The 16,431-nt window shown below is 64.4% G+C and carries 4 protein-coding genes; all 4 read right to left on the bottom strand.

Going from position 1 to position 16,431, the window contains the following annotated elements:
• Positions 1-7: 7 nt before the first annotated feature.
• The 4 genes from H958_RS0108505 to H958_RS0108520 all read right to left on the bottom strand — a co-directional run bounded on the left by H958_RS0108505 (position 8) and on the right by H958_RS0108520 (position 16,226).
• Complete coding sequence (locus H958_RS0108505) at positions 8-2,638, bottom strand: LamG-like jellyroll fold domain-containing protein (protein WP_081685717.1); 2,631 nt, start codon at positions 2,636-2,638, stop codon at positions 8-10.
• A 475-nt stretch (positions 2,639-3,113) separates the two neighbouring features.
• The gene (locus H958_RS0108510; protein WP_196807281.1) at positions 3,114-10,856 is read right to left on the bottom strand and encodes a PcfJ domain-containing protein; all 7,743 of its coding nucleotides are present in this window, start codon (positions 10,854-10,856) and stop codon (positions 3,114-3,116) included.
• The gene (locus tag H958_RS43005; RefSeq protein WP_081685719.1) at positions 10,849-15,453 is read right to left on the bottom strand and encodes a hypothetical protein; all 4,605 of its coding nucleotides are present in this window, start codon (positions 15,451-15,453) and stop codon (positions 10,849-10,851) included. The genes H958_RS0108510 and H958_RS43005 overlap by 8 nt, the downstream gene beginning before the upstream one ends.
• The gene (locus H958_RS0108520) at positions 15,453-16,226 is read right to left on the bottom strand and encodes a hypothetical protein (RefSeq protein WP_028058362.1); all 774 of its coding nucleotides are present in this window, start codon (positions 16,224-16,226) and stop codon (positions 15,453-15,455) included. Before H958_RS0108520 ends, H958_RS43005 begins: the two co-directional genes overlap by 1 nt.
• Positions 16,227-16,431 lie beyond the last annotated feature (205 nt).

The raw sequence follows: 16,431 nt of genomic DNA on the forward strand, positions 1-16,431 counted from the left end.
AGCGCCCTTACAGCAGCGTCCACGTCCACGTCGGGGCGGACGAGTACGTGAGTGTGATCGTCTTCCCTGACGGCAACATCACTAGGCCGCTCGTGACGCCGAGCGTCTGGCCGTCTACCGCGATTGCGGTAACGGTGCCGCCGCTGACGAGGACGGCAGCGTCACGGAAGAAGGGGTTGGTGAACGGCGTAGCGGAGGCCGGGATTACTGGCGTGGAGGGAGCCGCGCCAGCGACCCGGTTTAGGTCGGTGATGCGAACGTTCTTCGCCCCACTGACTGTGGGCGCCACGTTGTTGTTGTCGGTGAAGTTGATCTGCCCGACGAGGCCGTTAGTCGGATCGCTGAACGTCGTACCGGTGCTCGTCTCGATGTTCAGGTTACCGATGAACACGGGGAACTTGCAGCCAGCGTTGACGCTGGTGTCAATGATGGTATCGCTCGCCTCGACGGAGAGATTGAGGATCGACGCGCCGTGGAAGGCACGTCCTCCTAGTCCGTACAAGCCCAGTGCCTTCTTGGCGAACAGGATGCCGATTCGGTTCGCAGCGAGGTGGTCGGTGAGCGTCATACCGGTGTAGAAGCCCGCGCACGAGAACGTGTCAATCGTAACGTTGTCGTTGTTGCCAACCTTCGGCAGGATCAGACCCGCGCCATTCGGGTTTGTGGGCTTCGCGGCGTTCATCTGTGCCGTCGTCTGGAAGGCGAGCGTCGAGAGGCTCTTGACGTCTGCCATCGCGATGCGCTTGAGATTGACTGCGACAAGCCCGGGGTTAGGCGGCGCGATGACCTGGAGTCCGTCGATGACGAGGAGCATGTTGCTCCACCCGGACGGGAACGGGCTTGTGGCAATGATCGCGTCTGTCGGGTCGGGGCCGCCGATGATCGACGGGACACCGTAGCTGGGATCAGTTGCGACGCCGGTAAGCGTACTGCGGAGAATCACACCGTTGTGCTGCGCAACGTCCTGGTTCCAGTGGTTCCAGGTACTCGCGTTGGCGGTCCCCTTGAGGACGAGAGTGAACTTCTGCTCGTCATCGTCGCAGATCGGGAGCGGGATTTGCGCGTTGCCGAGGGTGGTCCCGCCCTTGATCGTGGGGCCATCGAGGAGGTACTCGCCACGCTCGGCAGAGAAGATGACCTCGGCGTAGTGGGAGCCATCCGCGCGACCCTGCGCGAACGCCGCCCCGATGGCGTCATTGATTGCCTGCTGGTCGCTGACACCGGACGCGACGTAATCTTCGACGTAGAAGCGATTGAGTCCCTCTGAGCCCCTCGCAAACGTTACGGGCTGCCAAGTGCCGCTCACGAGCACAGACATGCGCGCCGAGACAGGGGCGGGCGGCGTCGCGGGGGCAGTCGGGGTCACCGCGTTCGAATCTGCCGATGCGGAGCCCGCGCCGTTAGAGGCAGTCACCGTACAAAGGATTGCCTGACCCTCGTCGGCGGGCTGAAGGTCGTAGAGGCTCGACGTTGCGCCGGGGATGCTCGTGCCAGCGCGCTTCCACTGGAATGCGAAGCTCGTGGGCGAGTTGGTCCAGGAGCCATTCGAGCACGCAAGCGTCTGCCCGGTCTCCGCTGTGCCGGTGAGCGCAGGCGCGACGGTGTTTGCCGGAGGGCTGCCAGCAGGTGCGGTGGGTGTGACGGTGTTCGAATCGGCGGATACGGAGCCGCCCGCATTCGTTGCCGTCACGGTGCACGTCACAGGCTGGCCTTGGTCAGCCACCTGGAGAGCGTAGGCGTTAGCGGTCGCGCCGGAGATTACCGCGCCTGCCCGCTTCCACTGGAATGCGTACGCGGATGGGCTATTCGCCCATGTGCCGGTGGAGCAGGTGAGCGTCTGTCCGGTCTCTGCGACGCCGGTGATGGCGGGAGCGGTCGTATTCGCCGGGGGAGACGTGGTGGCGGTGCCCGCTGCGTAGTGGGCAGCAACGCGCGTGCTGGAAAGTTCGCCCTTGTAGACGGCAACCTCATCGAGGCGTCCGGCCAGGTTCAATGACGTAGTGCCGCGAGCCATCAGGAATAGCGTGCCACTCACCTTGAACGTACTGGCGGTGACGAGTGCGTCCTGACGCGAGGTGGTCGTCACGGGCGCTCCATCTACGTACACCTTGATACGGCTCGCGGAGGCGACAGCCGGATCGGGCGTGTAGACAGCTACCAAGTGGTGCCAGGCCGCAGCGGACATCGCGGAGCGCGGGAACGTGTGACGGACGATCTCGTTGAGGTTCGTGCGAAAGCCCACGCTAACCGTGTTGGCCTCCGCACCGGTTGCGGAGTTGTTGGGATCGATGACGAATGTCCCGGAGTTCGTTGACCACGCGCCGCCGAACTCAGCGAGCATCCGATCATCGTTCGAGTAGGCGTCAATCCAGCACCAACATTCGAAGGTGAGGGGTGCTCCGGCTGTCCCTGACAGGTCGAGCCCGCTACGGTCGGCGTATTCCGTCGAGCCGTTGAACTGTCGAGCCTGATCCGAGTCTGCTGCGAGCGCTCCAGCGACAGCGGTAAGATTGCCCGCAGGAATGACAAGGTCCCGCAAACTGATGGTCGGGTTGATCTCATCGTGGATCGGGGTCGAGCCTCCCATCCGGTAATAGAGATGGGGAGTGTCAGCGAGTACTTCGGTGGTGTAACTCATTTATAGGAGCCTTGCGATCCAGAGTGTGTTGGCGGCATAGGCACTCGGATCCGGGGATGCCTCGGCGGGTCCCGTGACTACGATCTGCACCAAAGCGTCTGCGCCATCGGCTCCGGCAGGACCGGCGGGACCGGCGGGACCCTCAGGACCGGCGGGACCCTCAAGACCGGCGGGACCGGCGGGACCGGCGGGACCCTCAGGACCAGGCTGCGTCTCCGCATAGGCAGCTAGGCGCGTCTCAAGATCGATGAGGCCCGCTGCGTCAAGCGGCGTTGAGCTATCGGGGGAGTTCTTCCACTGCTTCGGCGTGAATGCCATACCACCTATTGAGGTGGCAGAGGTGCACTCGTTCCTTGCCTAGAAACGCGAAAGCCGAGCGAGGCTCGGGCTCTTCACGGGGCGACGGAGAGGTGTGTCAGACGAACGCGCCGCGCTCACACGTTCAGGGCGCAGCATCACCCCTTACCCCGCCGCATCAGGGCTGATGGTAGCCCAGGGCCGTGTGCACATCCTCGACCGGCACCTTGAAGCCCGGATCGGCGTACGGGTTCCGGCTGCCGTTGTGTTCGCTCACCGTGCGGAAGCGATAGTGTCCGCCCTCGTTGATGAGTTCGTGAGGCGTGCCGTAGGTATCCTTGAACTGCCCGCCGCCCATTCGCATCGCCTGTTCCAGGCTTTCCCGGTCGTAGTGGTGAGTCTCGGTGCAGGGGTTCGGGTGCTCCTGGGGCTCGACCCACGGGTGATACTCGACCGGCGGTCCGTCGAAGTGGTGATTGAGCCCAATCGGCTGCCAACCCTGAAAGTCCTCAATTGAGCGTCGGGGGTAGCCTAGCTTCTCGTCAATTGCACGGTGCTCATCCAACTCGTGCTCGGCGTAGCGGTGCGCGGAACGCGGCCGTCCGCACTGCCCGCACTCGTCGTAGTCGGACCACTGACGCTGATCCTCTACGGTGACGTTGTGCTTGCTCGTGGTGTCGAACACGACCGGGTGGCCGTGTTCGGACTCCTTCATCACCGTTAGGTCGCGCGGGGGCGGCGGGCGCTTCTCATCGCCGCGACAGTAGGCACACTTGTCGCTCGGCAGTCCCATCAGGGTTCCGGTGCCCGGGACGACCTTGTACGTACCGTGACAGTTATGGCACTGGCCGAGGAGATTCACCTTCTTCATGTAAACCAGGAGATCGGTGTAGTCCTTCCCGTCGTGGATCAGGTCCATACCCGTAGCCGCCTTCTGCTGCTCGATGATGTTTCGGGCCATCGTCTCGGCCTCGGCCTCGGCCTTATCGGGCGGGAGCGACTTCAGGTACTCGGTAATCAGGTGATTGGGCACCGTATTCGGATCAGGCTCAGGCGTCCAGTCTTCGGGGAAGTAGTCGGGCACGTCGGACGACAGCTTAGCGCCCGCGAGCAGCCCTGTCACCTGCTGGAGCAGCCCTCGGTTGTCCAGCATCTTGTAGGTGAGGTTCGAGGCGGCGAAGTCCCCCTTGCCCGCCGCCTGGTCGCGCATCCGCTTGCGGTGTAGCTGCCGGTAGAACATGACGGCCTTGTCGGGCTCGTAGCGCAGCAGCCGATCCATCTTGTCGGCGTTGATGAGCGCCTGCGTGTATGCCTCGTTCTCCTCGTGCTCGGGATCGTGCGCGAGATCGGGCTGGGGCGGGACGAGCCACTTGTCCTGGATGACGTTGTAGCCCGAGCGTAGACCGGGCTGGTAGAGGTCGGCGGGCTTGATGCCGCGCGCCACGACGTAGGTCTGTAGCTCATGTGTGGTGCCCGGCATGATGAGGCCGTCGCACGCCTGGATCATCAGGCCGATCATCTCCGAGCGCGACCACTCGGGGAACTGCTCGGCGTCCACGAACAGCGACACGTCCACGTCCGAGTGATCGGCGTACTGGTACGTCGTGAGGCTACCGGTGAGATACAGGCTGCCCCACTTCTCGCAGCCCGTGTAACCCGCCTCGCTTAGGATGCTGTAGATCGAGTCCATGATCCACAGCCGATGCTCGTGCTTGAGGCGCGGAGTGGGGGAGGCCGGGTCATCCCATACCGTGGGGTCGAGTGTGTCGCGGATCGGGTCGAGGACGTTGCCCTGGCGCTTCGGGATGCGCGGGTCCGGCTTCACGGAGTCGTTGATGTCCTCCTCGATCACGCGCTTCCACCACGGACCCTCGTATGGGCCGCCGTCGCTCTCGCCCTCAAACCACATCATGAGGGCGTTCTGCATCGCCTTGTCGGCCATCTCCGGCGTCGTGCCGGGGTGGATCCTCACGAGGCGGTCGATCGCGTCCTGGCGCGAGAGGTTGTCGCCGTTGACCATGAGGTTCCACGCCGACATCTGGAGATCGGAGTCGGGGTACCGGCGGAAGTCAGTGGCAACACGCGCCGCACGTAGCTGCGACGGGGGTACGATGTTCTCCTCGCCCGTCTCGGCGTGCACAACGCTGACAAGCGGCTCGTGCGGGTCATTGACGATGTCGGTCACATAGTGCGGCTGACCGTTGAGGAGAACGCGCTGCCCGTGCGTAAGCTGGCGCTGGAAGAGTGCCTGTGCGTCCTCCGTCGACACCGGCTGAGCCATCGGGTGCTCCGCGTTGGTGAAGACGTGATCGCACGCGCCCTGCTCGCAGCGCTGTAGCTGGCGCCTGATGTTTCCAATCTGGACCGGGACCGGCTGTCCTCGGCCGCCGCCATGGACGCTGCCGAAGCCGGTAACGATGTGGCGGTTGCCGTTCGCGTCGGGCCACGAGTACATCGGGTGGCCCTGGGCGTTGTACTTGTCCAAGGACCAGTGCGGCATCTCGGCCGCCATGAAGTCGGCCTCGGACTTATAGTTCGCGGCTAGGCGTGATTGAGCGTCCGGCAGTGCGGACAGACGCCTGTCGGCCCGGGCAGCGCGATCGGCTCCCGGCAGCCCGAGCAGGTCACGACGGTCGTCCGGCCGCCCTGCGCCGATGTGAGTGCGATCTTCTTCATGCTCGTTACGCGATTGTACCGGGCCGCCCTGTAGTGGTCCATGGCGCTTCGCCACGGTACGGTCAAACAATGTCTCCTGCCCCGGTGGCGTCCTCTTCGGCCTCGGCCGAGGGTCGTAGGGCTCAATTGACCGCCACCTCGGGATCAGTGCGCCGCCGAGGTGGTTGTAGTACTGCGCGGCGATCGGGTCAATCTCCTGGTGGAACTCCAGCGGACGGAGCTTGCGCCAATCCGCTACGCCGTTGTCGGCCATGTGCTCGGTCAGGGCTTCGCGAAGATAGTCCTCGTGACCGGCCTCCTTCGCGTGCTGGAGGAGGAAGTTCGCCCATTCGGGACGGTAGCCCGGCTGTACCTGGACGCGCTGGTTCCGCCCGTCCTGCCACGTGTTCCACGACGACTCGAACCGGTCAGGCTCAATCATCGAGCCGATGATCTTCTCGTAGTTCGGGTCCCCGATCTCTAGGTCGGGTCCCTCGACGCCATGCTCGTCGGCGTCGCCCTGCGCGATCCGGTAATCCTCGGGCTCGTTCTCGTACCACTGATCCTGCGCATACGGGTGCATATCCGGCAGATGGTGTTCGCGGCCACCCACGTAGCCGCCGTTGTACCCGACCAACTGTGTGAGAGATTCGGGACCGTCCATGTGGTAGGTGTCATCCCACCACGGCTGGTAGGCAGCCGCCTCGGCGCCCTTCGTCCCGAGGTACTCGTTCATGCGGTCGTTGTACTCGTCGTCCACGTCCTGGTTGGAGCGACCCTTGTACTCCGTCGTCTCCGACCCGGGACCGACCCGGGCGCGGATCACGCCGCCGCAGTGATCGCACTGCTGGCCATGACCGTATCGACCGTAGTCATGTCCACAGTTGGCGCACTCGGCGTGATCCGGCGTCATCTGGAGCGTAGCGTGGGGATGGTTCTTGCGGTCGCGAAGCGACAGGAAGACAGAACTGCCTAGCTCTGCATCATCGCCATAGCTCCCAACGCAATGGCCCATCATGTCGCCCTCGTCGCGCATCTCATGCCGGTTGTTCAACTGCCGCACGGTCCAGCCGTCAGGGAACTCGTGAACAACCTCACCGAGATCCTTGCGGGCCTTAGCCTCCTGGTCGGCGCGCCAGTCGGTAATGCGGGTCAGTAACTCCGGCGCACCCAACTGCATGATGTCGATGCCCTGACGGGCCTTCTTCATCTGATCGAGGTCGCGCTGAATCTCGGCCAGCGTCTGCGGGTTGAGCGGGGACTGCCCGGGACCGGGGACGCCAAGTCCTCCCACATCATTTGGGATCAGGCGTCCCTTACGCCACTCACGAACGACCCAGGGGAGCAGCTTGTCGGCCTGGCGGTAGCCCTGTTCATCAAGGAAACGCAGGAACTCCTCACCCTCCGGCGTCTGCATGTCCGGGCGCGCGGCGAGCCAGTCGAACTTGGACGCGGTGCGCCCCATGTAGGTGTGTGCGCCCCACGGGCAGGTGCACGGCTGCCCGGTGGTGATGTGCGAGTGCGGGCGTCGCTTCACGCTCTTGTGAGGCGTTGCGCCCTGGCGGGGCGTCAAGCCCTCCGGCAGAACGCGCGGGTCAACCTCGCCCGGCACCGCGCCCATGTCCTCGAAGGGGTACTCACGGCCGGGCACAGGATCATCGCCGCCGACCATCTGGCGGTGTCCGCACCCAAGGCACAGGAGAGTTGGAACGCCGGTCTGTTCGAGGTACATCTGGTGCTCGCCGCATTCGGGGCATAGCAGCCACTCTTCGTCTACAGAGGCCCACTTAGAGGGCGTTACCGAGCCAGTCGTAGGTCCTAGAGGGTGCTCGGTTTCCGGAAGGGCGCGCAAGGCATCGCCCAGTGGCGCAATTAGCTGCTCGTGCATCTTCATGCGATCCCCAAAGGTGTAACCGGACGAGCAGCCGTTGCACACGTAGCCGTTCATCTCAGGCACGATCGAGAGGTCGCTGCCGCACCTCGGGCACGGGGCACCGAACTGCATCAGGTAGGGCCTCTTGGGCGGGTTGACAGCAGATGTCTTAGAGGGCGTTACCTCGCCGTCCTGGTCGTCAACTAGGCGCAGGCGCTCAGGAGCGATGTGGGTGACATCGCTCTGCCAGGCGCCAGGGCGACCCCTGCCTGGCGCGGGGTCCCAGTAGTCCGCCGGAACCTGCTTGAACCACGGATCGCGCTTCAGCCTACCGACAGCGCGAGGATGAACCTCCCACAAGTCGTGCGGCTCGATGCCGTTACAAATCTCGGCGTAACGCCGCGCCTCTGGGAGGTTGTCCCAGAAGTGCATCGGGTTGCCCGTAACGGGGTTGGGGACCATACCCTCAGCAAGCACCTGCTCGCGTATGGAGGAAGGCAGAAGCCTGTAGTACGGACGTACGCGCGCCGAGGCGACAGAGGACCGACGAGTCATCTTCTCCCAATGCTCGTACGTCGGGGCAAAGCGCAGACCGCCTCCAGCGAAGCGTCTCGCCTTCTCGATGGCATTCGGGTCAGGAGACCTACTGTCGCTCAGGGTGTACCACCCGCTCGGATGGATGACAATAGGACACTCGTAGTCCTGCGGCCAGGGGCAACGGGTCGCAGCTACATCGTCGTGGTGCGGGGCCAGCCCCGGAGCGCGGACGTTCCACATCACGGGCTCGTTGTTGACGAGGAAGCCCTTGCCCCACTCGCCGGGAGTCCAGTCCATGTGGAGCGGCGTCGAGGCCGTGCGCTCCTGGTCTACAGAAGATGCCTTAGCGGGCGCCGCCGGGATGTACGCCGGGAGATGCGTATCTCCGCGACGATGCGCGACGGTGGCACGATGCCAGCCATCGAGCAAGGTGCCCTCATGGTCGATGACCACTTCGGGCATCGGCCCAGGCATCTGCGCGAGGCTATTCACCCGGTCGGGCTCCACGTCCAGGGAGCCCACCCCGGCGATGCTCGCCAGCGGGTGTTGTGTGCGCGTCCAAGAGGGATGCTGGTGGATCTTGCGCTCCATGCGCTCCCACCAGATGTCGTTATCCACCCGAGAGCGTCCACGCGAGCCCTTGTGGAGGGCACGCATGTGCTCCATAACCTGCTCAGGTGAGATCACGGCCACAGACTCTACAGAACCGCCATTAGGGGGCGCTGACGCCATCCGGCTCCAGTCGCGAACCTTGTTCTTGAGCCACGGGTTATCCCAATGGAAGGCGTCAATCGGCTGGCCACCCGCACGAAGCTCCTCGGTGAGCCGGTTGAACAGACCCTTCCCACGGTGCTCAGGATGCGTGTACGCCGAGCCAAGCATGATGCCGCCTGGCACACCCTGCCAGGTCACGCTCGCGACCGGCTCGCCGTTGTAGTACGCGACGCGACCGTCGCCCTGGCCATGCTTCGTCGTCAGCGTGTCACCGCCACGGCTATCGAAGCGCGGGACGAAGGTCCCGGTGTCGTGGGAGAACCATCCCTCGTCGGCGGGACGAATCTCGTACGGGTCTACAGAATCCGCGTTAGAGGGCGTTGACGCCTGACGAGTACTCGCCCACTCGTTCACACGCGCCATGTACTCGGGCTTCGGATCGGAGTTCTTCATCCCTAGCGGCTGGTCAACGCGCGCCATGTTCGACCGGAGGCCGGAGTAGAAGCTCACATGCGGGATGTTGTCCGGGTCTCGGAGGGAGTGCGGGTAGTTCGACCAGCCAGCCGGGTCAATGCGGTGGTGAAGTTCCAGGACCGGGTGCCCTGCCGCCTTCGCATCCTCGTAGTACTCGGACAGCGGGCCGTAAGGGATGTCCACTCCGCTGTCATCCTCATCTGGGTCGAGCCAATCCCCCTGAGGGTGGCTGGCCCACATGCCCGCCGGAGAGTCGGAGTAGTCGCCGTTCCAGCAGTTGTGCATCAGTGCACCCTCGCGGTACACATCGCTCCAGGTGGTCGGACGGCGGATGGTCCAGCCGTCCGGGAAGGCGTGGACGACCTCGGACTGATCGGGTGCGCCAATGGCCGCCTCTACTTCGGCGGCGCGACGGAGCTTTTGCGTCCTGGTCTCCGCTCCCACGCGCTGGGAGTTTACAGAAGGCCCGTTCGCAGGCGCTGACGCGACGGTGCGATCGAAGAGCGACGCCTGTCCCTCGGGATCCTGGGTCGGCACCACGGGCCACGGCTTGCCGTTGACGCCCGTGATGTTGACGGCGTCACCCGTGGGGACGCGCCACTCCTTGAGTGAGCCCATCGGGTAGCCGTGACCATTCTTGACCGGCTGGGCCTCAACGACGCCGATGTGGTTCGGATTGACCTTAGCGAACCACTCGGGGTCGACACTAGTGAAGAGCGGGTCAGGCGGACCGCCGCTCCAGCCACGCATCGGCGCATACGGGTTACGCCACCACTCGAATGCCTCATGCGCCTGCTCCTCTGGCGAGAGGTGACGGTAGACGCTCTGGGCGGTGTAGATCGGCTTCTCAGGCGACCCGAGGGCGTAGGCGTCCTCGTAGGGGTAGTAGCCGTACTGCGCCCACTCCTCAGCCGGAAGGGTCTGAAATCCGCCGCTCATACCCTTTAGCGGGTGGCCCTCGGGTAGCAAGTGTGAGTAGAACGGCTTACGGCCCAGGAGGAGGTCATCAAGCGCGCGAGGATTGCCCCGCGACCAGTCATGGTCACCGAACATCTTGCGTAGCCACGGCTCCTTGGCTCCCTCGCCCTTCTCGGCCATCTCGACCAGGCGGTGGATCGGGAGGCGGCCGGAGGCAACGTCGGCGCCCTCGCGCATGGCCATGAGGATGTTGTGCGCGATCGTCGGGTCGTCGGTCAGCGAGATCGTCTCATCGTCACCGCCGCCGAGTCCACGACCGGCGTTGACGCCGTTGAGATCGAGTTCATGACGCGACCGCAGAACCCCGGACTTCAGAACGTCGGGCAGGTTCGTGGTGACGTGATAGAGCTTCTTCGGCAGCGGCTTCCAGGACCCGGTGTTCTCGTGGTACGGCGCCCAGGAGTTCGAGTCGGCCTCGTAACCGCTCGGGCGGTACCCGCGAGCCACCGCCTCTGCGGGGGTGAGACGGCCGGTCGCGATGGCATGGCGGGCGGCGCGATCCCACTCCTTCTCCAGGCTCCGAACCGTCTCGTGATCGCGGTCTAGGTGCCGCGTCCGCGCCCCGTAGTCCTCGTATGGCTCGTACGGCCGCTGCGAGGGATAGCCTCGATACTCGTCACGGGTCTGGTTGAGGATGTCGTGGTTCACCGGGATGACCGGCATCGCCTTGCGCCTGAACGGATTACGCATCATACATTCTGGCCGCGCTCAGCAGCGTTTCCGGGTTGTTGGCCGCCGGGTCTTCGAGCACGATGTCGGTGAGGTGACGTAGTACCTCGCCCATCTGCGGGCCGGGCGTGAAGCCAGCACGGATGAGGTCGTGCCCGTTGATCGCCAGATGGCTCGCGTTCGTGGGCTCGCCCGCTTCACGTACTCTGTTCACCAGTTCGCGCTGCTTATCCACGTTGAGCTTCGGATCGCTCGGGTATTCCAGCTTGCCGCCCTGGTCGGCCTGGCGCAGGAGGAGAAGGTCATCGGCGTTCTCGTCGCCCACCTTGTTGATGAACTTTCGCGCGCCGTTGGTGGAGTGGAAGGCAGGGAACATGTGATGGCGCACGATGTGCGTCATGTAGCCGATGTCGTCGTTGGAGACGCGGAGGTCACGCAAGTCCTGCTCGAACTGGTCAGCCCCGAGCGGAGCGTGGTCGGCTCCCCATACAGTGCGGGATCCGTTCGGATTCTCCTGGCGCCACTCGTAGTAGTGACCCTCGCCGTCCTGCCCGCAGGTGGGGCACACCTTGCCGGGGATCGGGTTCTTCACGCGTAGGCCGGTGGCGTGGTCGGTCTGCGAGCACGGCTTGCACTCGAACCACTGCGAGTCCACCTTGCCGTTGTCGTGGTTCGCCGCCGCTAGCTGGAGTAGCGGGTGTGCCCCGAGTTGCTTGGCGTGACGGAGGACGAGCAGGTTGTGCTCTCCGAGGTCGCCCTCGGGGTGATGCGGGTTGTACTGCTCGAAGCCCATCGTGCGGGCGAGGCCGGGTAGGAAGTAGGGGAGAGTGCCTGTCTCGTGCGCGAGCCGCAGCGACCGCTCGGTGTACGGCGCGGGCTTGGGTTCCCGCGTTTCGGGGTCGAGCCCGAACATCTTGAAGAGTTCATTGCGCTTGCGATCGGCCGGGAGGTGCACGAGGCGATCGGCGTACATCGCCATCTGTGCCTTGGTCATCTCGTCGGGTTCGAGTCCGTGGCGCGCGTTGAGCGCGAGCGCGCGCATGATCCGCAGCGGGTCGTCCTCGAAGCTCTTGGTCGAGGTGGTCGAGAACGTGCCGTGCCGGATGGCGTCGGCGCCGCCGTAGGGGTCCACGAGCTTGCCGGTGTCGAGGTCGACGCCCATCGCGTTGACATTGAAGTCTCGCCGGGCGAAGTCTTCCTCGGGGGTCATCGTATGGTCGGCCTGCACGTCGAAGTCGGTGTGCTCGGGGCCGGTCGAGCGCTCGCGACGGGGGAGGGCGATCTCGATGACCTCGCCGTCCTGGCGATAGCGGATGACGCTGAAGTCCTGGCCGTGCTGCATGACCTTACCGGGGAGCCTGCGCAGGGCGGCCAGCACCTGCTGATGCGGGAGCCCGGTGACCATCAGGTCCAAGTCCTTGGGGGCCTCGCCCATGACGGCGTCGCGGACCGCGCCGCCGACCACGTAGACGTGCCCGCCCTCCTGCTTGAGGGCCTGGTAGACGCGCCAGGCAAGGTCATCCTGGGCGACGAGGTTGGCGATGTGCTGGCCGATCTCCATGTTGGACGTGATCGGCCGTGCCGACACGGGCTGGTATGCGGGATTGGGGGCGAACTTCCAGCCTCCGGGGCCGTCGTCGCTGATGCCGGTCATGACGTGCGTGCCGACGATCGCGTGCGGAGGGATAGTGCCCTGGTGTGCGAGCGAGTGATGCTGGTCGCTTTCGAGGATCACTTGCGTGAGTTCGGGATTGTCTCCCAGGCCAACTCCCTCCGCCCACCTGCCCTTGTTGTCGTACTCGCCGGTGTCCCACATCCCAGTAGGAGTGGCGTCCTCGTCGGGGTTGATGTTCTCCGGGTCGAGATAGCGCGGATCTACCTCAACTACCGTGGCGTCATCTGACGCGGTCGTGGGAGCGATGTTCCACGCAAAGTCCTTGTCGTTAGTTAGGTACACGTGGCCCGGGCGCGGGGTCATCCTCGGGTCCCAGTTATGCTGACCTAGCTCATCCCACGGACGCAGACCCTGGCGGGTGATGTCAGCGGCACGACTGCTCGTCGTGCCATGGTAGAGCTTCTCCCACTTAGGCCAACCCTGGTAGCGAGACCGTGCTAGTTCCGGCTGCGTCTCGTCCTCCCAATAGCCTTCATCAACCGGGCGGGCGACGCGTGCCAGCTTCGTGTCGTTACCTGCGTCGTCGCGCAGATGGACCGACTTGATGACGAATTCCGGGTGCTGGTAATACCAGAGTTCCAGCATGTGCCGAACCGTGTAGGGCATGTTGGTGAGCGAGCGGACGATTACCTTGCCGCCCGGCTCGTATGTGCCCTCAACGATGCCGCCCGGGGTGAACTTGCCCTGGATGTCGGAGTGGCGCTCGCCGGGGTGACCGACTGTCACGGAGTCCTCGTCCACGTCATAGATGAACGGTACGGCACCTTCAAGGAGCTTGGAGGGATCCTGGTCGGCCGACCAGCGGTAGATACGGTGCCCGGCATGGATGAAGCCCATCCGGGTGAGGACGTGGAACTCTTCAGTCGCCGCAAGCCGCTGCCCGTCCGGCGAGTACTCAGCGGCGAGGTGCATGTGGAGGTCCGTGTAGACTCGCTGAAGGCGCGAGAGGATCGCGTCAGTGACGTGGAATCCCACGGGTGAGGAAATCCAGGTGAGCAACGGGCCTTCGAGGGCAGCGCAGCCAACCGGCGATCCGTTCTCGTAGGCCGTGTAGTAGGTGCTCTCTGCGTGGCGGAAGTAGCGGTGATTGACACCGGGTACCTTGTCTGCCTCTGCATTGCTCGTGCGGAGGATGACGCCCTCGAAACGGGAGAAGTTCGCCCCCGGAGGACCGGGCGGGCCATCCGGGTAAGCCGAGCGGGGCATAGGGAAGTGGCGCAGGAAGTAGTCGCGCACGAAGTCGTGCGTGGCGGGCACCACCGCACTGACACCGCCGTTCAGGAAGATGAGACGGTCGCCGCCAGCAACGTTGACCGAATCGAACCCATTCGCGGCCAACCAGTTAGCCGCCTCAGCCAAGTCACTCTGCACGTCCCCCTCAAAGGCGTGCGGATCAGCCTTGATCTCCTCAGGACTCCACGCCTGCCCGAAGCCAACCTGTCCAACCGGCTGATCGCCACGGTAGACGTAGATGCCGAACCCGCGAGTGGCGAGATCAGCATCCCAGGGCCACGGCCCGCGTCCATGAGCCGCAACGACGTTCGTCGGCTCGAAGCTCTGCTCGGAGAAGTTGGGCGGGAAGGTGGCGTCCTGGTCAGGAAGCTCGGGGAACTTGGACGGCTGCACCGTGGTGTCGGTCGTCCCCATCGGCTCCTCCTGCTCACGGTGACGAATGTAGAGGTCCCAGCGGGGGAAAATCTGGTCGCACTCGGGGCACTTGAAGACTCCACCGGGCGCGCGCTCGTCACGCTGCGGCTCGTTGAAGAACTGGCCGCCCTCGGGCTCGTTGTCGGTTGGGCTCCAGAGGTTGTCGGTCTGTAGGTCTTCGATGCGCTTGACGACGTTATCCCCGGCCATCAGGCGCAGACCGCTGTCTGTTGCCCACTCGCTCAGTGCGGTGAACAGGTACGGGCGATCCCGGAAGCGCGCCACCTTGGCGACAGCACCTTCGATGTGAATCGCGCCGGTTACGGCGGCCTCCCTGGGTCCCACGCCGTAGTCAGCTTCGATCGCCGTGGCGAGGTCCCATGCGGAGCGCGCGAGCAGCAGATGCTCTGTATCAGGTAGCCAGGCGTAGATCAGGCGGGATGACTTCTTCGGAGCGAAGTCATCGTTGATCGGCTGCCCGCTGGAGTCCACGAGCCCGCCCCACTCCCAGCCCACGTGCTTGTCGTAGTCCTTGAGCACCCGCTCCAGGGCGTGGAGAGCGATGTTCGACCGTAGCTGCCAGTTGGCGCTGCCCATATTGACCGTCACGAATCCGGCGGCGAACGGGCCGGTGTGGTCGACCGGGATCCCGGCCTGGCGAGCTAGCTCCTCGTGGGAGTCGTCGGCCGAGAGATGAAGGTTGCCATTGCCGTAGACGACGTTGTAGGTCTTCGGGCCGTCCGGGGCTCCGGGGGTGTCGTGGAGATAGCGCTGGTTGTAGTTCTCGACCGCCTGCGCCTCCTCGCCGGGGTAGGCGTCTCCGAGGTCGAACGCGAGCTTGGCGTAGCGGCCCTCTAGCGCGCGATCGGCGCGCGACATGAAGCGGACAGTGCGCGGCTCCGGATCGATGTCCGGGATGACCTCATGCCCGGCGAAGATAGGATGAGTAGTTCGCTTGTAGAGCATCGGTGCCGTCCTCCACCGAAGGTGCTCCGGGTGAAGCCGCAGGCCGGGATCCTCTTCGTCCAGCCGGATGCCCTCGATAGACGGATCGGCAGGCGGTAGGACGTGGCGATCACCGCAGATATCCAGAGCGTGCTTGCCGTCCGTCCAAAAGTAACAACCATCCTTGCGCCCGACGTGTCCCCCGAGCTTGCTCTGAAGCCAGCGTGAGGTGACGTAGCACTGGCCCACCGCAGGTACCGGGTGACCACGAAAGGCGTCAGGGCGCGTGTCATCAGACCACGCCTGCGTCGCGGCATTCTGGAGGGCATGGATTTGATCCTGGCTAAGCATTAGAAGTGGTTGATCGCGTCGTCTGCGTCCGGCGCATCCTGGACCGTCGGGCTCGGGTGATCCGGTTCCAGAAAGGGGTTACGGAAGGGAACTTCCTCTATGAGCTTCGGCACGGTATGCGCGCGGTAGGCGAAGATGCCTTCGAAGCGTCTGCCGCCGATGGTTACGCCCGCGAGCGGCATCTCCTTGACGTAGATGTCGGCTACCGACCGGCGATAGTCGAGCATGACGAGGATGCCAAGCACACCCTTGTATCCCATCTTCGCCGCCGTTTCGTTCTTACTAGCCTTCTCGCTTGGGCGTCCGGCGATGAAGCGATGGTTCTTTGCGTCTACCGCGACGGCCTTGACCTCGATGCCCCACTCTGCCGTGCCCCCGTCGAGGGGCGAGTTGTAGATATCGGACCACCATGTGATCGGCCCGTAACCCGGAATCTCTCCGAGGCCCTTCACGATGTTCTCGGCCAGCCGCCCCTGCTCGGTCGGAGAGAGCCCGACGATAGTGCGACCTCCCGGCGTGAAGCGACCCTGAGCGAACGGAGCCGGGTCGAGGAGGTTGTATGTCTTCCGGCACGACGGGCAGGTGAAGGCGTCATACTCGTCGTGCGTCGCCAGACGGTCCGGGTGGATGTGATAGTCGCACACCGGGTTGTAACACTTCTCGAACCCTGCCTGCTGGAGGGTGGCGGCTTCCTGAGCGGACCCCGCGACCTGACCCTCGGGCGAGGTGTCAACATTGTTCAGAGTCGAGACGGGGATCTGCTCAGGAGCCATTACCTATTAGTCCTCAGGAGTAACGCGCTTCCAGTGCTCGGCCATAGCCGCTTCGAGTTCCGGTCCGTCACATGTAGAGCAGAGCCGGAGGGGGATGTCCTTGGCGAACTCCAAGGCGGTGATCTCGTCCGGGAGGACCACTAGCTCGCGCGGTGACTGACCGGCACGTTCGCGGTCCTTCTTGCATCCTTGGCAGTACTTAGAC

This window comes from Candidatus Solirubrobacter pratensis (assembly GCF_000425945.1).
GTDB classification, from domain to species: domain Bacteria; phylum Actinomycetota; class Thermoleophilia; order Solirubrobacterales; family Solirubrobacteraceae; genus Solirubrobacter; species Solirubrobacter pratensis.